General features: G+C 73.2%; 17 protein-coding genes. 2 read left to right on the top strand and 15 right to left on the bottom strand.

The genetic code is table 11. The features are described from left to right. Positions 1 to 50 precede the first annotated feature (50 nt). Positions 51 to 1,667, bottom strand: coding sequence for an OmpA family protein (locus CAE01nite_RS03570; protein ID WP_146900077.1), 1,617 nt, complete (start codon positions 1,665 to 1,667; stop codon positions 51 to 53). A gap of 293 nt (positions 1,668 to 1,960) precedes the next feature. On the opposite strand from CAE01nite_RS03570, the gene CAE01nite_RS03565 reads away from it, so the two are divergent. Next, positions 1,961 to 3,790 (top strand): HNH endonuclease signature motif containing protein, encoded by a 1,830-nt coding sequence (locus CAE01nite_RS03565; RefSeq protein ID WP_146900075.1) that lies wholly within the window; start codon positions 1,961 to 1,963, stop codon positions 3,788 to 3,790. 50 nt (positions 3,791 to 3,840) lie between these two features. Here the strand turns inward: CAE01nite_RS03565 and pcrA are convergent, their stop codons facing one another. Further along, positions 3,841 to 6,387 carry a DNA helicase PcrA gene (gene pcrA, locus CAE01nite_RS03560; protein WP_146900073.1) on the bottom strand — a complete coding sequence of 849 codons (2,547 nt, stop codon included), beginning with the start codon at positions 6,385 to 6,387 and terminating at the stop codon, positions 3,841 to 3,843. A 415-nt stretch (positions 6,388 to 6,802) separates the two neighbouring features. On the opposite strand from pcrA, the gene CAE01nite_RS03555 reads away from it, so the two are divergent. Further along, positions 6,803 to 7,129: a hypothetical protein gene (locus CAE01nite_RS03555; protein WP_146900071.1), complete on the top strand. Its 327-nt coding sequence runs from the start codon at positions 6,803 to 6,805 to the stop codon at positions 7,127 to 7,129. A gap of 16 nt (positions 7,130 to 7,145) precedes the next feature. On the opposite strand, the gene CAE01nite_RS03550 is transcribed toward CAE01nite_RS03555, so the two are convergent. From CAE01nite_RS03550 to CAE01nite_RS03490, 13 genes are all read right to left on the bottom strand, one after another. After that, positions 7,146 to 9,104, bottom strand: coding sequence for a glycoside hydrolase family 2 protein (locus CAE01nite_RS03550; RefSeq protein ID WP_246130984.1), 1,959 nt, complete (start codon positions 9,102 to 9,104; stop codon positions 7,146 to 7,148). 311 nt (positions 9,105 to 9,415) lie between these two features. Next, positions 9,416 to 10,303 carry a carbohydrate ABC transporter permease gene (locus CAE01nite_RS03545; protein ID WP_146900066.1) on the bottom strand — a complete coding sequence of 296 codons (888 nt, stop codon included), beginning with the start codon at positions 10,301 to 10,303 and terminating at the stop codon, positions 9,416 to 9,418. Position 10,304: 1 nt separating this feature from the next. Continuing rightward, entirely contained in the window at positions 10,305 to 11,249 is a 945-nt protein-coding gene (locus CAE01nite_RS03540) for a carbohydrate ABC transporter permease (protein WP_146900063.1), read from the bottom strand. A gap of 179 nt (positions 11,250 to 11,428) precedes the next feature. Continuing rightward, positions 11,429 to 12,781, bottom strand: a complete 1,353-nt coding sequence (locus tag CAE01nite_RS03535) for an ABC transporter substrate-binding protein (RefSeq protein ID WP_146900060.1) — start codon at positions 12,779 to 12,781, stop codon at positions 11,429 to 11,431. A gap of 291 nt (positions 12,782 to 13,072) precedes the next feature. After that, positions 13,073 to 15,436 carry an alpha-xylosidase gene (gene yicI / locus CAE01nite_RS03530; RefSeq protein ID WP_146900057.1) on the bottom strand — a complete coding sequence of 788 codons (2,364 nt, stop codon included), beginning with the start codon at positions 15,434 to 15,436 and terminating at the stop codon, positions 13,073 to 13,075. After that, the gene (locus CAE01nite_RS03525; protein ID WP_146900055.1) at positions 15,436 to 16,332 is read right to left on the bottom strand and encodes a carbohydrate ABC transporter permease; all 897 of its coding nucleotides are present in this window, start codon (positions 16,330 to 16,332) and stop codon (positions 15,436 to 15,438) included. The genes yicI and CAE01nite_RS03525 overlap by 1 nt, the downstream gene beginning before the upstream one ends. Continuing rightward, a complete protein-coding gene (locus CAE01nite_RS03520; protein ID WP_146900052.1) occupies positions 16,332 to 17,297 on the bottom strand; it encodes a carbohydrate ABC transporter permease in 966 nt (321 codons plus the stop codon). Before CAE01nite_RS03520 ends, CAE01nite_RS03525 begins: the two co-directional genes overlap by 1 nt. A 133-nt stretch (positions 17,298 to 17,430) precedes the next feature. Beyond that, positions 17,431 to 18,747, bottom strand: a complete 1,317-nt coding sequence (locus CAE01nite_RS03515; RefSeq protein ID WP_146900049.1) for an ABC transporter substrate-binding protein — start codon at positions 18,745 to 18,747, stop codon at positions 17,431 to 17,433. Between the two features lie 140 nt (positions 18,748 to 18,887). Continuing rightward, positions 18,888 to 19,898, bottom strand: coding sequence for a LacI family DNA-binding transcriptional regulator (locus CAE01nite_RS03510; protein ID WP_146900046.1), 1,011 nt, complete (start codon positions 19,896 to 19,898; stop codon positions 18,888 to 18,890). 110 nt (positions 19,899 to 20,008) lie between these two features. Beyond that, positions 20,009 to 20,491, bottom strand: coding sequence for a DUF456 domain-containing protein (locus tag CAE01nite_RS03505; protein WP_146900043.1), 483 nt, complete (start codon positions 20,489 to 20,491; stop codon positions 20,009 to 20,011). 7 nt (positions 20,492 to 20,498) lie between these two features. Continuing rightward, a complete protein-coding gene (locus CAE01nite_RS03500; protein ID WP_146900039.1) occupies positions 20,499 to 20,846 on the bottom strand; it encodes a hypothetical protein in 348 nt (115 codons plus the stop codon). Between the two features lie 20 nt (positions 20,847 to 20,866). Then, complete coding sequence (locus CAE01nite_RS03495; protein ID WP_146900036.1) at positions 20,867 to 21,529, bottom strand: LuxR C-terminal-related transcriptional regulator; 663 nt, start codon at positions 21,527 to 21,529, stop codon at positions 20,867 to 20,869. Next, the gene (locus CAE01nite_RS03490) at positions 21,526 to 22,782 is read right to left on the bottom strand and encodes an ATP-binding protein (protein ID WP_246130997.1); all 1,257 of its coding nucleotides are present in this window, start codon (positions 22,780 to 22,782) and stop codon (positions 21,526 to 21,528) included. Before CAE01nite_RS03490 ends, CAE01nite_RS03495 begins: the two co-directional genes overlap by 4 nt. Between the last annotated feature and the right edge of the window lie 224 nt (positions 22,783 to 23,006).

Genomic DNA, 23,006 nt, shown 5'->3' with positions numbered 1-23,006 from the left:
ACGGCCTGCTGCGAGGATCGGTTCAGCGTCGGGTGGAGCGCGGGCGACCGTCAGTCCCCGCGCACGGGGACGTCCGTGAGCCGGAACGGCGGGCCGCCCGCGTCCGGGCCGCCGGCGTGCGGGGTGGCCGCGGAGTCCACGGTGACCGTGTCCCCCGGCGCCGCCGGCCAGACGACGGTGACGGTCTGCACCTGCCCCACACCGACGGGCGAGGTGAGGAACCGGTCGGCGAGCGGATGGCGGTCGCCGTCGTCGTTGCGGACGTAGTCGAACGGGAACACGCGCGTGCCGCCGTCCAGCAGGGTGAGGTTCGTGGCCGCGGACTGGGTGGTCGCGTCGAACTCGCCCCGGCCGTCCCACACCCCCGACGAGAGCAGCGAGCCGATGTCGGCCGCCCGGTCGCCCGCGGTCTGCTCGACCTCGACCTCGCCGACCAGCACCTCGCCGACGCGGCGCACCTCGGGGAGCCGCACCTCGAACTCCACCCCGTCGCGGACGCCGACGCGCACCCCCTCGGCACCGGTCGCGACCGGTCCGTCGGCGGCCGGCTCCGTCCCCATCCCGGTGGGGGCGGCGCTCGCGGTGGCCGGCTCGGGGTCGGCGTCCGGCGCCGGGATGAAGCGCAGCTCCACGCGGCGGTTCGCCGCCCGTGCCGCGTCGTCCCTGCCCGGCGCCGCCGGCTCGCTCTCCCCGCGGCCCTCCACCGTCACCCCGTACGCGCCGAGGTCGACCAGCGACCCGAGGCGGTCCCGGGCTGCCTGCGCGCGACGGACCGACAGGTCCACGTTGTAGGCGTCCGAGGCGACGTCGTCGGTGTGCCCGACGACGACCAGGGTCCCGCCCGGGTAGGCGGCGATCTGCGCACCGGCGGCGGCCAGGGCGGCGTCCGCGTCCGCGCCGAGGTCCGCGGAGTCCGGTGCGAACAGGACGTCGGCGGCGATGTCGACCGTCACCTGCTCCGCCTGGGTCCGCGTCCGGACCGTCCGGCCCACCTGCTCGGTGTAGGTGTCCAGCGTGGCGACCCGGGCCGTCAGGTCCTCCGCCGGGGCGTCCGTGATGTCCGCGAGGACCGCGGGGCCGGTGCCCGACGGGTCCGCGGCGCTGACCACCGGCACGTCGGCGACGTAGCCGGCCAGCGGGACAAGCACGTCGACCGTGTCACCGCTCGGCGCTGCGAAGGCGACCGCCATCGGCACCGGCTCGTCGGCGAAGACGTCGCCCATGGTGAACACCGGCCGGTCGTCCGGGCCGCGCGCCGGCAGGGAGACGGTCCGCTCCCGCGGGTCGACGAGGCGCACCGCGCTCGGGCCCGGCTTGGGGTCGAGCAGCGCGTTGCCGAGCCGGACGCCCAGTGCGAACGCCACGTCCCGGGACGTGCCCTCGGACGCCCGCAGCGTGAGGACCCCGATCCCGCCGTCGCCATCGCTGTCGCCCGGACCCTCCACGACGAGGGGGCCGACCTCGAGGTCGACCGTCTCCTTCCCCATGACGAACGACCGGACGACGGGCGCCGTCGGGCGCTCGGTCGCTGTGGGGGTTGGGGCCTCGCTGCTGGTGTCGCCGGTCGCGGCGTCCGTGGCGTCTGTGGCGTCCTGCCCGGTGCAGCCGACGAGGCTCACGAGGGTGGCGGCCACGGCCAGCGCGGTGACGGGTCGGCGGACGGGCATGGGGGCTCCTGCTCGACGAGATCGGGTGGCGCCTGCCTGGTGAGGCACCGGGCGGCGCGGGAAGCGCGGCGGAAGTCTCCCCCACCGCGTCGGTCCGGGACGAACCGACGCGGAGCGGCAGGACCGTTCGGGTCACCGTCCGGTGCAGACGCCGTGTGACCGGCCCGCTGCGGTCCCCTCGGCGAGCAGCCCGTGCGGCTTTCCACACCGTCTGCCGCCCCGGGCCTCGTGTGGGCGCCCGGCGATAGGCTTCGAACATCAGTTCGACGAGGAGGTGAGCGGTCGTGCCGTCGATGGAGACGTCAGGCGTCGCCCCCTTGGCTCCGGTCGACCCGGTCACGGAGATGGACGTCATCGCCCGGTCGCTGGAGCGGCTCGCCGGCGCTGCGGACGAAGCGGGCCACTGGCCGAGCGCGACGCGCCGGTCGGTGCTGCGACGGCTCGACCGCGCCGTCGACGGGCTGGCGACCGTCCGGGGCGCTGTCCTGGTCGCCGAGCGTGATTCGGGCGCGTGGCAGGGTGCGGGCGACCGGTCGTTCGAGGCGTGGCGTGGACGCACCGGCCGGACCGGGCTGCGGTCCGCGGCGGCGCAGGTCCGGCAGGCCGACCAGCTGCAGGCGGTGCCGACGGTCGCTGCTGCGGTGGCCTCCGGGCGGATCCGGCTCGAGCACGCCGTGGCCATCGGCAAGGTGGCCGGCACAGGTACCCCGGCGCAACGCGACGCCGTCACCTCGCCGGCCGGCCAGGAGCGCCTGCTCGCGATGGCGGACGGGATGGACGCCGGCACCTTCGCCACCGGCGTGACGCGATGGGCCGCGACCCTCGACCCCGCCGCCCTGGACCGCGACCACGAGAACCAACGCGCCCAGCGGTTCCTGCACGTGGCCCGGACGCCCGCCGGGACCTTCCTCAAGGGGCGCCTGGACGCCATGGCCGGCCACCGCCTGACCCTCGCCCTGGAGGCCCTCTCCCCCCGTCCGGCGGCCGACGACGACCGCGACCACGGGCAGCGCTGTGCCGACGCGCTGGATGCCATGGCGGGTCGGATCCTCGCGCTGGCCGACTCCAGGCCCGGCGGGCACGTGCCACCCCAGGTGTCGATGATCCTGACGGCCGACACCTGGATCGCCGCCCGAGCCGAACGCGACCGCCGGCGAGCCCGCGCGGCCACCACCGGGCCCGAGGCCGGGGTCGGTCCGTCGGCCGTGGACGGTGCCAGCCCGGTCGACGCTCGGGGTGTCCCCAGCCAGATCGCCGACGGAGGCGCATGCGCGCCCTACGAGCCTGCGACGCTCGAGGACGGCACACCGGTCCCGGCCTACGAGCTCGCCGTGGCGATGTGCGACTGCGAGATCACCCGGATCGTCATCGACGCCGACGGCGTCCCGATCGACCTCGGCCGGAGCCGGCGCGTCTTCACAGGTCAGCAACGGCGCGCGGTCATCGCCCGCGACCGCGAGTGCGCCTGGCCCCACTGCCACGCCCATGCACGGTGGTGCGAGGTCCACCACATCCGCTGGTGGGAGCGGGACACCGGACCCACCAGCGTCGACAACGGCGTCCTGCTGTGCAGCTTCCACCACCACGAGGTCCACCGCCGTGACCTGTTGATCACGCGCGTCGGCGTGGCAACCGCCGAGGCTAGGGGCAAGGCAGGCGCCGACGATCCGTCTGCCGTGCACGGCGGGTCGTCGGGGGGCTTCGCCCCGATGGGCTACCGGTTCCGCGATTCCGAGGGCCGCGTCATCGGTGGATCACCGCCGACCGGGCCGCCCGGCACCACCAGTTCGCCCCTCGCACCCGGGTCACCCCAGCCACCCGGGCGACCCGCGCCGCCGCCGGTCGCCTCAGGCACGGGAGTGACACCGGGTCAGCCAGGAACCAGCGCGCGGGACCTCAATCCCCCGGCCGGAAGCACGCGCGCGGCCGGTCCGCCGCCACCTCGCGCCCCCGCGGCTGGTCTCACTCGACCCGGCGAGTCACCACCGCCCCACTCGCCGACGGTCCCGCAACCGTCAGCGGGTTCCGGGGGCGACGGGGCGACCCACGACGGGTCGGACCTCGTCTGGACGACGGACCCGTTCACCGGCATGCGGGTGCCCGACTTCTTCCTCGTCCCGTGAGGCGAACCGTCCGGTGAGGCGACCCGCGTGCTCGGCCGCCCGGCGGGCCGTCAGAGCTTGGTGACGGGCGAGTACCGCAGGAGCAGGCGCTTGGTGCCCTCGGTGCCGAAGTCGATCTTCGCCACGGCGTTGGGGCCGGAGCCCTCCACGACGACGACGGTGCCCAGACCGTAGGTGTCGTGTGTGACGCGGTCGCCGACCGACAGGCTCGGGGCGTCCCCGGTCGGGCGGGACTTCGCCGAGCCGAAGGTCGGGCTGGGCGGCGACGGCGGGACGCGCGTGGACGGCGCCCCGGTGCGGGGCGTCCCCGAGCCGTACACGCTGCCGCCGAAGCCGGACCCGTACCCGAGGCCCGACCGCAGCGTCGCCATGCTCGACTCCCGCCGGCGCCAGTCGAGCAGGTCGTCGGGCAGGTCGTCGAGGAACCGGCTGGGCGGGAACTCGTTCGGCACGCCCCACGACGTGCGGACCGCCGCGCGGGAGATGTACAGCCGCTGGCGCGCTCGGGTCAGGCCGACGTAGGCGAGTCGCCGCTCCTCGGCGAGCTGCTCGGTGTCAGCGAGCGTCCGCATGTGCGGGAAGGTGCCGTCCTCGAGCCCGGTGAGGAACACCACCGGGAACTCCAGGCCCTTGGCGGTGTGCAGGGTCATCAGCGTGACGACGCCCTGGTCCACCTTCGGAGCACCGTCGGCGTCGTCGGCGCTGGGGATCTGGTCGGAGTCGGCGACGAGCGAGATGCGCTCGAGGAAGTCCGCGAGGTCGGCCTCGGGGTCGCTCTGCTCGAACTCGGTCGCGACGGCGTGCAGCTCGGCGAGGTTCTCGACGCGGGACGCGTCCTGCGGGTCGTCGCTCGCTCGCAGCTCGGAGAGGTACCCGCTGCGGTCCAGGACCGCGCCGAGCACCTCCGCCGGCCCGCCGCCCTTGGCCGCGAGGTCGCGCAGGTCGGTCATCATCTGCGCGAACGACCGCAGCCCGTTGAGGGACCGCGTGGCGAGCCCGGGGACCTCGTCGACCCGGTCGAGCGCGGCACCGAACGAGATCCGCTCGCGGTCGGCGAAGGCCGCGACCATGGCCTCGGACCGGTCCCCGAGCCCGCGCTTGGGGACGTTGAGGATGCGGCGCAGGTTGACGTCGTCGTCGGGGTTGTCGACCGCGCGCAGGTAGGCGACGGCGTCCTTGATCTCCTTGCGCTCGTAGAAGCGCGTCCCGCCGACCACCTTGTACGGCAGGCCGACGCGGATGAGCACCTCCTCCAGCGCGCGGGCCTGCGCGTTCGCCCGGTAGAAGATCGCCACGTCGCCCGGACGGACGCCGTCGGAGTCGGCCAGCCGGTCGATCTCCTCGGCGACGAAGCGGGCCTCCTCGTGCTCGTTGTCCGCGACGTACCCCACGATCTGCGCGCCGGCACCGGAGTCCGTCCACAGCCGCTTGGGCCGCCGCCCGGGGTTGCGGGAGATCACCGCGTTGGCGGCCGAGAGGATGGTCTGGGTGGAGCGGTAGTTCTGCTCGAGCAGGATCGTGCGGGCGCTGGGGTAGTCGGCCTCGAACTCGAGGATGTTGCGGATCGTCGCGCCGCGGAAGGCGTAGATGGACTGGTCCGCGTCCCCGACGACCGTCAGCTCCCCGGGCCCGACGGCGTCGGGGACCGGGGAGTCGTCGGTCTCGTCGGTGTCCATCGCCGGGTCGTGGCCGGCGAGCTCGCGCACGAGCGTGTACTGCGCGTGGTTGGTGTCCTGGTACTCGTCGACCAGCACGTGGCGGAAGCGGCGGCGGTAGTGCTCGGCGACGGCCGGGAACGCCTGCAGCAGGTGCACCGTCGTCATGATCAGGTCGTCGAAGTCGAGGGCGTGCGCGGCGCGGAGCCGGTCCTGGTAGCGCGTGTACGCCTGGGCGAGGACCGCGTCGAAGTCGTTGGCCGTCCCCGCGGACGCGCCGCTCTCGCGACCGAAGGTCTCGGGGTCGACGAGCTCGTCCTTGAGCGCCGAGATGCGCGACGACAACGCCTTCGGCGGGTACTTCTTGGGGTCGAGCTCCAGCTCCCGGCACACCATGGTCATCAGCCGCTGGGAGTCCGCGGCGTCGTAGATGGAGAAGGTCGTCCGCAGGCCCAGCGTCGACGCCTCCTTGCGCAGGATGCGCACGCAGGCGGAGTGGAACGTCGAGACCCACATCATCCGGGCGGCCGGGCCGACCAGGGACTCCACCCGCTCGCGCATCTCGCCGGCGGCCTTGTTGGTGAACGTGATCGCCAGGATCTCCCCCGGACGCGCCCGTCCGGTCGCCAGCAGGTACGCGATGCGGTGGGTCAGCACCCGAGTCTTGCCCGACCCGGCGCCGGCGACGATGAGCAGCGGGCTCCCGCTGTGCAGCACCGCCTCGCGCTGCTGGGGGTTGAGCCCGGTGAGCAGGCTCTCCGGGTCCTTCGTCGACGGGCCGCCGCGCCGCTCGCGCGCGCCGCCCACGGGGACGCCGGTCGCTCCCGCGGCGACCGGCGTGCCGTCCGCGTCGCCGGCGGCCGCGGATGCCCCGGACCCGCGCGACGCGAGGTCGGCGGGACCGAAGCCGGGCAGCGGGAGGTTCTCGAAGAGAGAGGTCATGGCGGTACCAGCGTAGGCACGCTCACCCACACGCACGACGAGCGACTCGTCACACCGGCGCCCGCGAGGGCGCGGGCGTGTGCCGGGCCGCCTGCTGTCGGGAGCCCCGGCGCTCGGGCGACGGGCACGCCGGGCGCTCGGGCCTCGAGCGGGCCGCCTGCTGTCGGGAGCCCCGGCGCTCGGGCGACGGGCACGCCGGGCCCTCGGGCTTCGAGCGGGCCGCCGCTCGGGCGACGGGGCGCGCCGGGCGCTCGGGCGTCGGGGCGGTCGGCGCTCGGGCGTCGAGCGGCCGAGCGGCGCCTGGCCTGCTCACGTCGTCCCACCGCCGCCGTCGTCGGACCGCGGCTCCGCGGGGTCGTCCGGTGGGCTCTGGCAGCCCGGGTGCGGCCGGACCGGTGCGTGGCAAGGTGACCGGGTGAGCGATGATCCGGCGCCTCAGGACCCGCTCGCCGCCCTCGCCCGGCAGGTCGACCAGCTCAGGGAGGCCGGCGCGAGCGTCGTGCTGTCCCCCGAGCCCATGGCTGGGGACGTGCTGGGCACGCTGGCCCAGCAGATGCCCAACGGCCCGCTCATGGTTCAGGTCGACGCGACCAAGTCGCTGGCGCAGCAGGCGGACATGCTGGTGCAGGCCTTCGAGCTCGTGTTCAACGAGCCCCCGACCCTGCGGTGGGCGTACCGCAGCATCAGCACGGGCCACGGGCAGGTGCTGACCTTCCGCACCTACACCGTCCGCCCCAGCTGACCCGCCTCCCTGGGACTCACCCTGCGGCGGGACCTGCACCGGGGAGCACGCCCGTGGCGCCGACCGGCACGCGCGTGCCGTGACGGGGCGCCGTCGGGTCCGACGGCTCGACCGTGGCGCCGGCGAGCGCACCGCGCGCCGCCTCGGCGGCGGCGAGCCGGTAGAGGTCGATCTCCTCGGCGGGCACCGTCCGTGACGGCCGGTTGAGGACGGCGCGGATGCGGGCGGGGTCGACCTTGTGCCGGCGGTCCTCGGTGAGCAGGCCGTTCCTCTCCTGCTCGGTGTCGGTCAGCTGCGTGTAGCAGAAGCCGGCGACCTCCGTGCTGTCCAGGAGGGCACCCACCAGGTCGCCGAAGCGCTCGACCAGCTCCTCGGCGGACCCGACCGTGGCGTATCCCGCCCACCGCTCACCCGTCGCCGGGGTGAAGGACAGCCCGCCGAACTCCGTGATCACCACCGGTCGTCCCGCACGCGTCAGGTCACCGAGCACCACCCGGCGCCGGTACGGCCGACCCTGCCGGAGGGAGTGCTCCATGCTCGCGGCGTCGCCGTACCGCTCGCGCAGGCCGGTGCTGCTCCCGCCGTAGTCGTGGACCCCCCAGATGTCGCCGTCGGTGTGCTCCCACCCGTCGTTGCCGACGGCCGGCCGCGAGGGGTCCAGGGCCTTGGTCAGGTGGTACAGCGCCGACACGTAGTGCCGCTGCGCCGCGACGTGCTCCAGGTCGGCGACCCCCCAGCTCTCGTTCAGGGGGACCCAGGTGACGATGCACGGATGGCTGCGGTCGCGGCGGACGACGTCGACCCACTCGCGGGTGACCCGCTCGATGGCCGCGGTGGAGAAGCTGTAGGCGCTCGGCATCTCGCTCCACACCACGAGCCCGAGCCGGTCGCACCAGTAGAGGTAGCGAGGGTCCTCCACCTTCTGGTGGATCCGCACGCCGTTGAAGCCGAGCTCCTTGGTGAGCTCGACCTCCCGGCGCAGCGCGTCCGCACTCGGGGCGGCGAGGTGCGACGCGGGCCAGTAGCCCTGCTCGAGCACGAGCCGCAGGAAGTACGGGCGACCGTTGAGCAGGAACTTGCCGTCCGCGAACCCCACGCTGCGCAGCCCGAGGTAGCTGCCCACGGTGTCGACCGTCCGGCCGTCCTCGATCACCGACACCTCCGCGTCGATCAGCACGGGCGACTCGGGGGACCAGGTCAGGCGGGTGCGGTCCAGACCGTTGCGGGCGGCCGGGATGGTGATGGTCTGGTGCAGGACGTCGTCCGTCAGCGCCGTGGTCTGGTCGGCGAGCAGCTCCTCACCGAGGGCGAGCCGGATCCGCACCGCCGACGGCCGCTCCGGCAGCCGGGAGAGCCGGACCTCCACCTCGACGCTCGCCCGTGCCAGGTCGGGGACCCAGTGCACCGCGGTGACGTGCCTCGCAGGCACCGGCTCGAGCCACACCGGCTGCCAGATGCCCGTCGTGCGGTGGTACCAGAACGCGTGCGGCTCGAGCTGCCAGTCCTGCTTGCCGCGCGGCTGCGTGACGTCGTGGGGCCGGTCCTCCGCCCGGACCACCACGACCTGGTCCACCTGGTCGTCCAGGAGCGCGCCGGTCACGTCCGCCGTGAAGGGCGTGTGGCCCCCCTCGTGGCGACCCACGTGCTGGCCGTTCACCCAGACGTCGGCCCGGTAGTCCACGGCTCCGAAGTGGAGCAGCAGCCTCTCCCCGGCGGCACGCACGGGCTCGGCGAACGTGCGCCGGTACCACACGACGGGGTGGTAGCCCCGCTCGTGGACGCCGGACAGCCGGGACTCGGGCGGGAACGGGACGAGGATCTCGCGGTCGAAGGCGGCACCCGCGGCATCCGCCCGGTACCAGCGCTCCGCGACGCCGGTGTCGGTGTCGTCGAAGGCGAACTGCCACGTCCCGCACAGGTCCCACCAGCGCTCGCGGGCCAGCTGGGGGCGGGGATGAACGGTCGTCTGGGGCACGGCTCGGCTCCGGTGGTAGGTCGAGAGGCAGGGTCGGTGCGCGCTGCGAGCGACGCTGGGGCGCCGGGACTGGCTCGGGCGCTGACGGGACGGCACCGGCGGCGCCGGGTCATGGGGTCGAGGCATGGGGGCACGGCGGATGCGGGGCAGGGCGGGCGGCGGGCACGGCGGACGGAGGACACGGCCGACTCAGGGCATGGCGGAGCGGAGGCAGGGCGGAGCCGGCGCATGGCCGGGTCCATCCAGGTGGCTCGTCGTGCTGCCCGGGCTCGGCCCGGGTGCACGGCGTCCCGCACGAGCCGGGAGCGGTCTCAGCCCTTGACGCCGGTCTGCGAGACCCCCTCGATGATGTGGCGCTGCGCCAGGACGTACAGGATCAGCACCGGGACGCTCGCGATCACCGCACCGGCCATCACCACCGGGTAGTTCTGGGTGAACGCGCCCTGCAGGGTCGCGAGTCCCGGCGGCAGCGTCTCGCGGGTCCGGGTGAAGATGACGTAGACCGGCCAGAGGAACTCGTTCCAGTTCGACAGGAAGCTCAGCACCGCCAGGGTCGCCAGTGCCGGCTTGGACAGCGGCAGGACGATGCGCGTGAACACGACGAACCGGTTGGCGCCGTCCAGGTAGGCCGCCTCCTCCAGCTCCACGGGCACCGCCAGGAACAGCTGGCGCAGGAAGAAGACGCCGAACGCACCGGCGGCCCCCGGCACGATGAGGGCGATCAGGGTGTCGATCCATCCCAGGCGGTCGACGATGAGGAACGTCGGCGTCAGGAAGATGATGTTGGGGATGAACAGCGTCGAGATGATGGCCGCGAGGATCGAGCGCTTGAACCGGAACTGCATGCGGGCCATGGCGTAGGCGGCCGGCGCCGCGGTCGCGACGACCAGGACGGCGTGGGCGGTGGCCGCGACCATGCTGTTGAGGAACCAGCGCAGCACGGGGGTGTCGCTGCCCGCCTGCAGGATGGTGCTGTACGCCTCGGTCGTGGGGTTCTCCGGGATCCACGTCAGCGGCAGGTCGGTGGCGTCCGACGCCGTCTTCAACGAGGTCGACAGCATCCAGACCAGCGGGGCGAGGAAGACGACCGCGAGCACCACCATGCCGGCGTAGAAGCCGACGGAGCGGCCCAGGGGCCTGCGGCGCCGCGCCGGCGGCACGGCGGGGGCGGACGTCGGTGTGGCGACCGTGGTGGCCATGTCAGTCCTCCCACCGGCGGAACATCGCGAACATCCCGGTCGCGAGCACGACGAGGAAGAACATCAGCACGTAGCTCATCGCCGCGGCGCTGCCCATCCGGAAGTTGCCCAGCCCCTCCTCGGCGATGAACATGATCGCGACCCGGGTCTCCGAGCCCGGGCCACCGTGGGTGATGAGGTAGCTCTGGCCGAACATGTTGGCCGAGGCCAGCACGGTGATCGTGATGACGAAGACCAGGACCCGCCGCAGTCCGGGGAGCGTGATGTGCCAGAAGCGCTGCCACGAGTTCGCGCCGTCCACCGACGCCGCCTCGTAGAGCTCCCGCGGGATGTCCTGCAGACCGGCGAGGTAGATGACGGCGTTGAAGCCGAGAGTCCACCACACGGTCACGCTCACCAGGGAGATCCACGCCTCCGGCACCGACGTCGTCCAGGGGATGTTCCGGGCGATGCCCAGGCGCCCCAGGTAGTCGTTGAGCAGGCCGATGTTCGGGTCGAGGATGAAGCCGAACAGCACGCCGATGACGGCGATCCCCAGGACGTACGGGGCGAAGAAGACCGCCCGGAAGAAGGTGCGTCCGCGGAAGCTGCGGTTGAGCAGCACGGCCACGGCCAGCGGGATCGCCACCAGCGGCGGCACGCTGTACAGGGTGAAGATCCCGGTGGCCCGCATGCTCTGCCAGAAGTCGCCGGCGGCGAGCGAGTCGCGGTCGAACAGCCGCGTGTAGTTCTCCAGCCCGACGAAGGGGCTGTTGTCGATGAGGTAGTCCCAGTTGTGCAGGCTGATCCACAGCCCGAACACCGCCGGGACGGCCACGAAGACGACGAAGAGCAGCAGGTACGGCGCGAGGAACGCGTACGGCGTCCACGGCGCCCCGCGCCGGACCGGTCGCGCCGGTGCGGCGGCTGCGGCCCGCGAGGTCGCGCTGCTCGTCTGCACGCTCATGGCCGTACCTCCTGGCTCAGGGCTCGGTCGACGGGTCGCCCCGGCCGGCCCGGGAGGCGTTGCGGAGCCGGGGGGACCGGCTCGGCAGCGGCCGACCCGTCGGATGTGTCGTGCTGGCGGGGCTTCCCCGTGGTGGCCACGTCCGCGCCGCGGGCTGCTGCGCGGCGCGGCCGTCGGGGCTACTCCGCGGTGGCGAACTGCTCGCGGCTGCGCTCGAGCGCCTCGTTGGCCGCTCGCGCGGACTCCTCCAGGGCCTCCTGCGGGTCCCGGTCCCCGAGCAGCACCTCGTTCAGCGCGGTCCACAGGATCGTCTGCGACTCGGCGATGCCGGGCAGGCTCGGCGGGAAGAAGGTGTCCTCGAGCTCGGAGGCGAACACCGGGACGTGCGGCAGCGCGGCGAACTCCGGCGACTCGCGGACCTCCGCGGCGGCGGGCACCTGACCGCCCTCCGCCCACCCGAGGGAGTTGTCGACGACCCAGTCGATGAAGACGGCGGACGCCTGACGCTCGTCCGGGGTCCACTCCTGACGCTCCAGGAGCACCAGCTGGTGCGAGCCGGCGAAGACGGCCTGCTCCTCGCCGATCACCGGCAGCGGCGCCACGCCCCAGTCCAGGTCCGTCTCGGGGGCGAAGGTGTTGATCATCCAGATGCCGCCCCAGTAGAACGGGTTCTCGCCGTTCTGGAACGCGATCGCCTCTGCCGGGTTCGCGACGTCGGGGGGGCTGTGGCCCTCCTCGACGAGGCCGAGCATCCACTCCAGCGCCTCGAGCGCCTCGGGCGAGTCCCAGGTGGCCTGCTCGCCGTCCTCGGAGTAGAGCTCCGCGCCGAACTGCTTGGCGAGCGACTCGAACATGCGGGCGCCCGGTGCGTACGGGGAGACCCAGTGCCCCTGGATGCCCGCCTCCTGGAAGGCGTCGAGGGCGGCCTCGTAGGACTCGCGGTCCTGCGGGGGGTTCTCCGGGTCGAGGCCCGCCTGCTCCATGAGCGTGCGGTTGTAGAAGAAGCCGATCGGGTGCACGTCCAGCGGGACGCTGTACCGGCGGTCGTCGTAGAGCCCCGCCTGCCACACGGCGGGCGCGAAGGCGTCCTCCTCGAGGGCGAGCACCTCCGCCACGTCGTCCACCGACGACAGCACGTTCCGCGCGGCGTAGGTCGCGACCTGGTCGACGTGCATCGCACCGATGTGCGGGCCGTTGCCCGTCGAGACGGCCGCGGGCACGGACTCGTAGTACTCCGCCCAGGCCTGCGACTCCATGGCGACCGTGATGTTGTCGTGCTCGGTGTTGAACTCGTCGACGAGGGACTGCATGAAGGGGCCGTCGGCACCGGTGAAGCCGTTCCAGAACTGGAGGGTGACCTCCGGGCCCTCGTAGGTGGCTGCCAGCGGCGCGGCGGACTCCTCGGCCTCCTGGGCGGCCCTCGGGCCACCGCCGCCGCTGCACGCCGCCACGAGCAGGACGGCGGACAGCGCGGCCACGCCCCCTCGGGCTGCGCGACCGGTGCGGGACCCTGTCCCGGGGTTGGTGGCCATGGTCTTTCGCCGTCCTTCGAGTTCGCGTCGACCCGGAGGCCGACAGTGACGTGGAGCCTGGAGGAGCGGCGCGCCGCAGCAGCCGAGCTGTGGGCTCACGCTACTGCTCGGGGCCGCGGCCAGCCCGGCGAGCCGGTGCTGCCCGGTCCGCCGTGCTCCGCGCCGCCACCGTAGGGTCCCGACGTTGATGAGCGGTGGCTCCGCGGCGTCCGGCCGATGAACGCCCGGAGCCGCCCCGGACCCCGGCTCCCGGCCCTCCCCACCCCGCGCCGGCGCCCGCCCCGGCCCCGTTCAGGCGATGGGTCGGTGCCCCAGGTCCACGCGCCCGTCCCGCGCCGGGACGGCGTCCTGGCCCGCGAGCCGCGCCCGGAACGGCACGGGCGGCTCCGCCGTCACCCGCACGCCGTCGGTCTGCCGCGCGACGGTGAACGCGGTGGCGTCGCCGGTGGTCGGGTGGGTCACCTCGACCGTCCGGTCCCCTTCCCCGGGGTACACGGTCACGAGCGCGTCGTGCGCGTAGTCGTAGTCCGGGCGGTCGGCGTCGACGCCGGTCACCAGGACGGCGCCGGGCCGCACCCACAGCGGCATGCTGGTGAAGTCGTGCCGCTCCCGGCGCCACCGGCCGCCGTCGGCGACCTCCTCGGTGAGCAGGTTCGTCCACGCACCCGCGGGCAGGTAGTACTCGACGTCGCCGGCCTCGCTGAAGACCGGTGCCACCAGCAGGTCCGGCCCGAGCATGTACTGCCGGTCGAGGTACTCCACCGCCGGGTCGCCGGGGAACTCCAGGGCCATCGCGCGCATCACCGGGGTGCCCCGCCGGTGGGCCTCGAGCCCGGCGGCGTACAGGTACGGCATGAGCCCGAGCTTGAGGCGGGTGAACCGCCGGGTGACCTCGACGGCGCTCTGCGCCGGGTCGGCGTCGGCGGCGTCGAAGGCCCACGGCACCCGGTAGCTCTCCGACCCGTGCAGGCGCGAGTGGCTCGACATGAGGCCGAAGGCGACCCACCGCTTGAACACCGCAGGGTCCGGGCTGCCCTCGAAGCCGCCGATGTCGTGGCTCCAGAACCCGAACCCGCTCAGCGTCAGGGACAGCCCGCCGCGCAGGGTCTCGGCCATGGACACGTAGGACGAGGAGTTGTCGCCGCCCCAGTGCACCGGCAGCCGCTGGCCGCCGGTCGTGGCGGAGCGCGCGAACAGCACGGCGTCCCCCGGGGCGCGGACCTCCTCCAGCACGTCGAAGACCGCCTGGTTGTACAGCTGGGCGTAGCGGTTGTGCATGGCCTCGGGCTGGGACCCGTCGTGCCAGACGACGTCGGTCGGGATGCGCTCGCCGAAGTCCGTCTTGACGGCGTCGACGCCCTGACCGAGGAGCGTCCTGAGCTTGCCCTGGAACCACGCGACCGCGGCCGGGTTGGTGAAGTCCACCAGTCCCATGCCGGCCTGCCACAGGTCCCACTGCCAGACGCTGCCGTCGGCCCGGCGGACGAGGTACCCGGCGTCGGCCGCCTCGTCGAACAGGGCCGACAGCTGCGCGATGTACGGGTTGATCCACGCGCTCACCCGCAGGTCCCGCTCGTGGAGCCGCTTCAGCATGCCCTCGGGGTCGGGGAAGACGGCGGGGTCCCACTCGAAGTCGGTCCAGTGGAACCCGCGCATCCAGAAGCAGTCGAAGTGCACGACGCTCAGCGGGAGACCGCGCTCGGCCATCCCGTCGACGAACCGGTTGACGGTCTCCTCGTCGTAGTCGGTGGTGAACGACGTCGACAGCCACAGGCCGTACGACCACGCGGGCACCTGCGCCGGGCGCCCGGTCAGCCGGGTGTACCGCTCGAGCACCTCGGCGGGTGTCGGCCCGGCGATCACCAGGTACTCCAGCGTCTGCCCGGGGACGGAGAACTGGACCTGCTCGACCGCCTCGCTGGCGACCTCGAAGGACACGTGCTCGGGGTGGTTGACGAGCACGCCGTACCCGCGGTTGGTCAGGTAGAAGGGCACGCTCTTGTACGACTGCTCGCTGGACGTCCCGCCGTCGGAGTTCCAGATGTCGACGCTCTGCCCGTTCTTCACCAGCGCGCCGAACCGCTCACCGAGCCCGTAGACGAGCTCGCCGACGCCGAGCGAGAGCTGGGAGTGCAGGTACGTGGCCGCCGGCGCGAGGCCGGTCGTGGTGACCCCGGTGACGCCGGCCGGCTGGGCGGACACCGGGGCGTCCGGGGCGAGCCCCATGAGCCCGATCGACTTGTGCCCGCTGCGGGTCAGCACCTCGCCGTCGGCGGTCTCGAAGGTGAGGTCCCACGGGGCGCCGCGCCGGATGCGGGCGCGCAGGGACCCCGAGGCGAGCACACCGTCCTGCTCCCCGATCTCGACGACCCCGTGCCCGGCCTCGGAGCCGAGCAGGTCGAAGCCGCCGCTCCACGGCGTGCCGCGGTGGTGCTCGACGCGGACCTTGACCACGCCCTCGAGCGGGCTGGACAGGGTCACGGTGAGCAGCGGCCGGTTGAGCGTGTCGCCCCGGCGCCCGATGACCTTGGTGGGTGCCCAGACGACGAGGTGGTCGCCGTCGTCGTCGTGGCGCGCATGGATGGCGTGGGCCTCCTGGGCGTACTGGGCGTCGACGCCCGGACGTGCGTGCCAGAAACCGTCGGTGAACTTCATTACTTGACTGCTCCTGCGGTGATGCCCCGGGTGAGGGTGCGTTGGAAGAGGAGGAAGAACACGAGCGTCGGGATCAGGCCGAGCAGGGCCGACGCGCTGGTCGTGGTGACGTCCATGAGACGGTCGCCCTGCAGCACGGTGATCGCGACCGGGACGGTCTGGGTGGCGTTGCTGACCAGGAACGTCAGCGGGATGAGGAACTCGTTCCAGGTCCAGATGAAGAAGAAGATCAGCAGCACGCTCAGCGTGGGACGCGAGATCGGGTAGACGACCCGCAGCAGGATCTGCAGCCGGCTCGCGCCGTCCAGCGACGCCGCCTCCAGCAGCTCCTTGGGGAACGTGCTGTAGACCGATGCCAGCAGGTAGGTGCCGAAGGCGCTCTGGATGACCGTGAAGATGATGATCACCGACCACACGTTGTCGTAGAGGCCGACCGCCTTGAACATGAAGTAGAGCGGGTACAGCAGCACCTCCTGCGGGAGCATGTTCGCCAGCAGGATCACCACGACGATCCAGGTGCGCCCCTTGACCCGCCCGATCCCGAGCGCGAACGCGTTCAGCATGGAGATCGCGACCGCCAGCACCGCGACGCTGCCGGAGATGAGGAAGCTGTTCCACAGCTTGCGCGGGAAGTCGACCCGGTTCCAGAACGCCTGCAGGCCGTCGGTGTACAGCTGCGTGGGCAGGCTCAGCGGACCGCTGCTGCTGTACTCCGCCGGGGACTTGAACGAGTTGACCAGGATCATCAGGAACGGCACGGCGATGAGCAGCCCGATGAGGACGGCGATCGCCAGGACCGACCAGTCGCCGGCGGTGCGCCGCCGTCCGGCGCGCCTGACGGGGTCCGGCCGGCGCGACGTCGCCGCGGGCCGGTGGGTGAGCTCCGTGACGGCCATCAGCCCTGCTCCTCCTTGCGCTCGAGCCTCGTCTGGGCCGCGATGAACACCACGGCGACGACGGCGATGACGGCGGTGAGCGCGGTCGCGATGGTCGCGCCGTACCCGACCTGCTGGGACTGGAAGAACTCGCTGTAGGCGTAGTAGGCGGGCACCATCGTGGAGGTGCCCGGCCCGCCGCCGGTCAGCGCGTACACCGGCCCGAACACCTTCAGCGCGGCAATCGTGCAGGTGAGGACGACGACGAAGATCTCCGGCCGGATGATGCCCACGGTGATCGCGCGGAACCGCTGGAACCAGCCGGCGCCGTCGAGCTCGGCCGCCTCGTACAGCTCGGGGTCCACGCGCTGCAGCGCGGCCATGAAGATCACCACGGGGTAGCCGATCTGCACCCAGACCAGCACGACCATGATGCTGGGCAGCGCGGTGGCGGGGTCGCCGAGCCAGTTGCGCGCGAGACCGTCGAGCCCCACGCCACCGAGCACCTGGTTCAGCGCGCCGTTCTGGGGGCGCAGGATCCACCCGATGACGATCGCCGCGATCACCGAGGGCAGGATCTGCGGCAGGTAGTAGGTGGCCCGCAGGAAGCTCGCCACCTTCCCGCCGAACTTCTTGCCGATCAGGTCGAACAGCATCGCGGCGAGCAGCAGGCCCAGCAGCGTCGGGACGATCACCATCGCCAGGACCATGGCGATCGAGTTGCGGAACGACGTCCAGAAGGTGGCGTCCGCGAGGAGCTCGGTCCAGTTCTCCAGCCCGATCCACTCGGGCGGACGGATGCCGCGGTAGGACGTGAAGCTGAGGTAGACGTTCCACACCAGCGGCACGAGCACGACGAGCACGAGCAGGGCCAGGCCCGGCACGAGGTAGATCCAGAAGCCGTTGCGGCCCGAGCCGGGGATGAGGCTCGAGCTCCGGGCGCCACGCGCGGCGCGTGGCCGGACGGGCAGGGTGGGGGCCGCCATGAGCGTGCCTCTCTCGCTGGGGTCGGACGGGGTCGGGGCGGTGACGCCGCGCGCGCGGGGCGGTGACGCCGCGCGCGCGGGGCGCGGGAGCCGGCCGCGGGCGACGACGGTCGCCGCCCGCGCCCGGAGCCGGTCAGCCGACGATGTCGTCCACGCCGGACTGGTACTGCTCGCCGAGCTGCTGCTGCACCTCGGCCGGGGACTTCGACCCGTTGACGAGCTCCTGCAGGCCCGCGTTCAGCTCGTCGTAGAACGTCGACGTGGGCCAGTCCGGGTAGAACGCGATGCCGTCACGCTCGTTGAGCGTGTTGAAGTTCGCGATGAGCTCGGCGCTCTTCTCGTCGGTGATGTCGGACGGCTCGGCCGCCACCGGGACGCCGCCGTTGTTGCCGATGAGCGCCTGGATCTCCGGTCGCATCGTGACGTCGATGAACTGCTCGGCCAGGTCGGCGTTCTGCGCGCGCTCGGGGATGACCCACATGTTTCCCGCCGAGCCGGGCGACATCTCTGCCTCGGGGAACAGGAACGTCCCCCACTCGAAGCCGCTGATCTCGGTGGTGAAGCGGTTGTGCCACCAGCTGCCCGAGAAGAAGATCGGGTAGCTGCCGTCGATGAAGGACACGCCGGCGTCCTCGGCCTTGAGCCCCGTCGCGTCCGTGGAGATGTACCCCTTCCGGGTCCAGTCCGCGATGGTCTCGGTGGCGTAGGTGACCTCCTCGCCCTCCCAGTCGACGTCGTCGGTGTAGAGCTGGTACGCGTCGACCCAGTCGCGGTCCGCCTTCGTGAGCGCGAGCTGGTACCAGAGCTGCCCGAGCGGGTACTCGGCCGCCGCCTCGGCCAGCGGCGTGACGCCCTGGTCCGTGAACGCCTGCAGGACGGACTCGAACTCGGCCACCGTGGTCGGGATCTCGAGCCCGGCCTGCGCGAACATGTCCTTGTTGTAGTAGACCTCGACGAACTCGCCGTAGTTGGGGACGCCGTACCAGCTGCCCGACCCCATGATCCCGTTCTCGTCGTAGCGGGCGGTGGTCTGCAGGGCGGGGGCGAGCTGGTCGTCCCAGCCGTACTCCTCGACGGCGTCGTCGAGGTTGCTCAGCAGGCCCTGACTGGCCAGGAGACCGGCGGTGGCGTTGCCCTTGTTGTACTCGAGGATGTCCGGCGCCTCGTCGGAGTTGAGCACCTGGCTCGCCGTCGACCGGATCTGCTCGAAGCTCTTCTCCTCGAACTCGACGGTGGCGCCGGTCTCCTCCTCGAAGACCCGGATCGCCTCGTCCCAGGCGACGCCCATGGCGCTGGTCTCGCTCTCGAAGTGCCACAGGCGCAGCGTCTGGTCGCCGCCACCGCCGTCGCCGGCCGCGTCGGTGCTGCCCCCTGCGCTGCACGCCGTCAGGGCGAGCGCGCCGATGGTGCCGATGGCGGTCGCGACGACCGATGTCCTGGTCCTCTTCATGGGTCTACCTCCTCGTAGGCCGCGCCGGGGCGCGGGTGGTGCAGCTGATGTGGTGCGGGCTCGTCCCTGGGCCGGACAAAACCGTCGAAGCGCTTCGATAAAAATTAGGTCCCTTCGTCGTACGTGTCGGTGAGGTCAGGTCAGGCGGACCAGTCGGCCACGGAGCCGAGGTCGAGGTAGTGCGGCGGGAGGAGCTCGACGGTGGGACGGACGGTCCCGTCGAGCTGCGCCAGGGCGAGCTCGACGGCGAGCTCGCAGCTCTCGTCGGCCACGAGCGGGATCGAGTCCAGCGGCGGGGTGAACATGGAGGTGTCGAACGTCGACGCGGCGGAGATCACCGAGACGTCCTGCGGGACCCGCAGCCCTCGCGCCCGCAGCGCCGCGAGCGCCCGGACCTGCAGCGGCTCCTCGCAGTGCATCACCAGCCCGGTGAGGTCGGCGTCCGGCCCGAGCAGCTCGTCGACCGCCGACCCCACCTGGCCGGGGTCGCGCTCGGGCATGGCGAAGCGCCCGACGACGCCGCGCTCGGCGGCATGGGCGAGGAACGCGTCGCGCAGGCGCGGGGGGAAGTTCGACCCGCCGTCGTAGGCCGACGACTGGTGCCCGAGCAGGCCGACGGTGGTGTGGCCGGCCTCCACGAGCCGGTCGACCGCCATCCGCGCCACCTGAGCGAAGTCGAGGTCCACGCACACCAGGCCGCTGGTGTCGGCCGGCACCCCGACCAGGACGGCGGGGATGTCCAGCGCGCGCACGATGTCGGCGCGCTCGTCGTGGGTCAGCACGTCGAGCACGACGATCGCGTCCACGAGGCGGCTGGACGTCACGCGCTGCAGACCACCGGAGGCCTCGTCCTGGGTGAGCAGGAGGACGTCGTAGTCGTGGCGTCGCGCCGCCCGGGTGACGGCGAGGACGAACGCCATGTGGGCCGGGGCGTAGGTGTCGGCGCGCAGGGGCTCCGTCACGGCGAGGATGTACGTCCGCCGTCCGGCCAGCATCCGGGCACCGGCGTTCGGCCGGTAGTCCAGCTCGCGGACGGCGTCCTGGATCCGCTGGCGCGTGCTCGCGGACACCGAGCGCTTGCCGCTCAACGCGTAGGAGACGGTGCTGATCGACACACCGGCGACGCGGGCCACGTCGTGGATGGTCGTCATGCGGGAGCCGCCCTCTCGTCGTCGAGTGTCTAAACGCTTCGAATCGAAACGCTTAGCCGAGACCGTAGCGGCACCGGGCGCGCCCGCACAAGACCCTGCGGCCGGCGCCCTCAGGTGAGCCAGACCGCCAGTGCCCAGGTGCCCGCGGCCACCAGCGCCCCCGCGAGCTCGACCAGGATGGTGATCCCGGTGGCCTGCAGGGCCACGACGGTCGCCCGCCAGGCGCGCCGCCGGTCGCGCAGCCGGGCGGACTCGGCCAGGTAGACGGCGAGCACGAACCCCAGCGGCAGCCCGACCACGGGCACGACGAAGAACCCCACGATGCCGGCCAGCCCGCCCCACACCAGGGTCCGGTTGGGCACGCCGCCGCTCTTGAGGTGCCGCCCCGCGAGCAGGTACTTCGCCACGGCCGCGGCGACGGTCGCGACCGCGGCCAGCACCGCGACCGCCCACGCCACCCCGGTCCCCTCGACCGCGGCCCACACCACCACCGCACCCAGGACGAGCAGTGCGCCGGGCAGGACCTGCACCACGACGCCGAGCAGCCCGACCGCGATCACCAGGCCGACGAGGACCTCTCCACCGCCGCTCACCGACGCCTCAGTGCCACAGGACCGCGATGGCGACGTTGAGCGCCGTCAGCCCGGCGACGGCGCCGAGCAGCCCGCGGGTGGCCTTCTCCGGCCGGTTGTTCCCGACCACGACCAGCGCCGTGACGGCGACGGCGACGACCAGCTTCACGCCGATCTTGACGTTGTCCGGCTCGTCCGCGGCCAGGCCCGAGGACGCCAGCCCCACCATCGCGATGCCGGTCACCAGGGCGGTGAGGATGCCGTGCAGCATGCCGGGGGCGATCCGGGGGGCGCGCAGCGAGGTGAGCGCCCCACCCAGGACGATGGCCCAGCCGATCAGGTGCAGGACGAGCAGGAGGTCGTAGAGCGTTTCCATGGGCGTCAGGGTAGGTCGCGTCACAGGAGGCGACGTGCGGCCGCCCAGCGGGTCAGCTCGTGCCGGGACGACAGCTGCAGCTTGCGCAGCACCGCCGAGACGTGGGTCTCCACGGTCTTGATCGAGATGAACAGCTCCGAGGCGACCTCGCGGTAGCTGTACCCGCGCGCGATGAGCCGCATGACCTCCCGCTCGCGCGCCGAGAGCCGGTCCATCTCGTCGTCGGCGATCGCGACGTCCCCGGCGGACGTGCCGAACGCGTCGAGCACGAAGCCGGCCAGCCGCGGGGAGAAGACGGCGTCGCCCTCGGCGACCCGGACGACGGCGTCGGACAGGTCCGGCCCGGAGATCGCCTTGGTGACGTAGCCGCGGGCGCCCGCGCGGATGACGGCGACGACGTCCTCGGCGGCGTCGGACACCGACAGCGCCAGGAACCGGGTCGTGGCCAGCAGGTCGGCGCAGGCGGTGATGACCTCCGCTCCGCCGCCGCCGTCGCCCCCGGGCAGGTGGACGTCGAGCAGCACCACCGGCGGCGCCAGCGTGCGGACCTGGGCGATCGCGGACGGGACGTCGTCGGCCTCCCCGACGACCGTCACCCGGCCGTCGAGCGAGGCGCGCACGCCGGTGCGGAACATCAGGTGGTCGTCGACGAGGACGACGTCCACCGCGGTGGGCTGGCTCATGCCTCCGCGTCCTTCCTGTGGCCGTGACCGGCGTGGTGGGTGGGGTGGTGCCGCACGGGGACCCGCAGGTGCACCTCGGTCCCCCGCTCGGGACGGGACGTGACGGTGGCCGTCCCGCCCCGCCGCCGGACCCGACCCATGATGGACTCGCGCACCCCGAACCGGTCGGACGGCACGGCGTCCAGGTCGAAGCCGTCGCCGCGGTCGCGGACGAACACCTCGACGCCGTCGTCGGCGACCTCGAGGTACAGCGACACCGGCGGCCGCCCGTGCACGACGGCGTTCACCAGCGCCTCCCGGGTGGCCTGCAGCAGCGCCTCGGTGTCGGCGTCCGGGACACGGTCGCCGACGACGACGGCGTCGATCGCGACCGCGCGCCCGTCCTCGACCTCGCCGATCACCTCGCGCAGCGCGGCGGCGAGCGACGTCCCGGGGGCGGACCGGTCGTCGTAGAGCCACTCGCGCAGCTCGCGCTCCTGGGCGCGGGCCATGCGGGCGACCTCGGCGGGCTGGTCGGCGCGGGTCCGGATGAGCGCGAGCGTCTGCAGGACCGAGTCGTGCAGGTGCGCGGCGATGTCGGCGCGCTCGGCCTCGCGGGCCCGCGCCGCCCGCTCGTCCCCGAGCTCCCGGACCAGCCGCAGACCCCACGGCGCGAGGACCAGCGCCGCCCCGGCGAGCACCGCGAGCGCGGCAACCCCGGACCGGACCAGGACGCCGACCGGCTCGTCCTGCCCGATCAGCAGCAGGACGCCGATCCCGACCAGCACGATCCCGCCGACGAGGCGTACGAGGCTCACGGGTGTCCGGCCGCCGGCGCGCGACAGCCAGCGCTCGCGCTGCACGCGGTCGAGCTGGCTCCAGACCAGCCCGGTGCCGGCCAGCAGGATGAGCGTCGGCACGACCCACGACAGCTGGACGTCCACGCCGTTGCGGACGGCGACGAGCAGCCCGGCGCCGGCGAGCAGCAGCATCCCCACGGCGATGTCGGTCACCGGCAGCGCGCCGGCGCGGGTGGTCAGCCGCGGGGCCAGACGGGTCAGGGCGGCCGGACGCTCCTCGACCGCAGCCCTCTGCGGGTCGCCGGAGGGCACGGTGACCCACAGGAACACGTAGAGCACGAAGCCCGCGCCCGCCGCGAGGACGCCGATCAGCAGCAGCAGCCGGACGACGCCCACCGGCAGTCCGAGGTGCGCCGCGAGCCCGGCCCCGACCCCGGCCAGCCACCGGCCCTGCGGTGGGCGGCGCAGCGGCAGCCGCCCGCTCGGGGCGGACCACGGTGCCGGCCCGGGGTACGCCGGCGGGCCGGGGTACGGCAGCGAGCCGGAGGACGCCGGCGGCGCCGAGGACGGCGGCGGCGCGGGGTAGGGCAGCGGCGTGGAGGACGCCGGCGGCCCCGGGTACGGCCCCGGCGGCACCGGCGCCGGAAGCACCGAGGTGGGGGCGGGCCCGGCGGGGGCGGCCGGTGCAGGCGACCCCG

The organism is Cellulomonas aerilata (assembly GCF_007991755.1).
Lineage (GTDB): Bacteria > Actinomycetota > Actinomycetes > Actinomycetales > Cellulomonadaceae > Pengzhenrongella > Pengzhenrongella aerilata.
The sequence above is the reverse complement of the archived record's forward strand: the minus strand, read 5'-3'. Positions and strand labels throughout refer to the sequence as shown.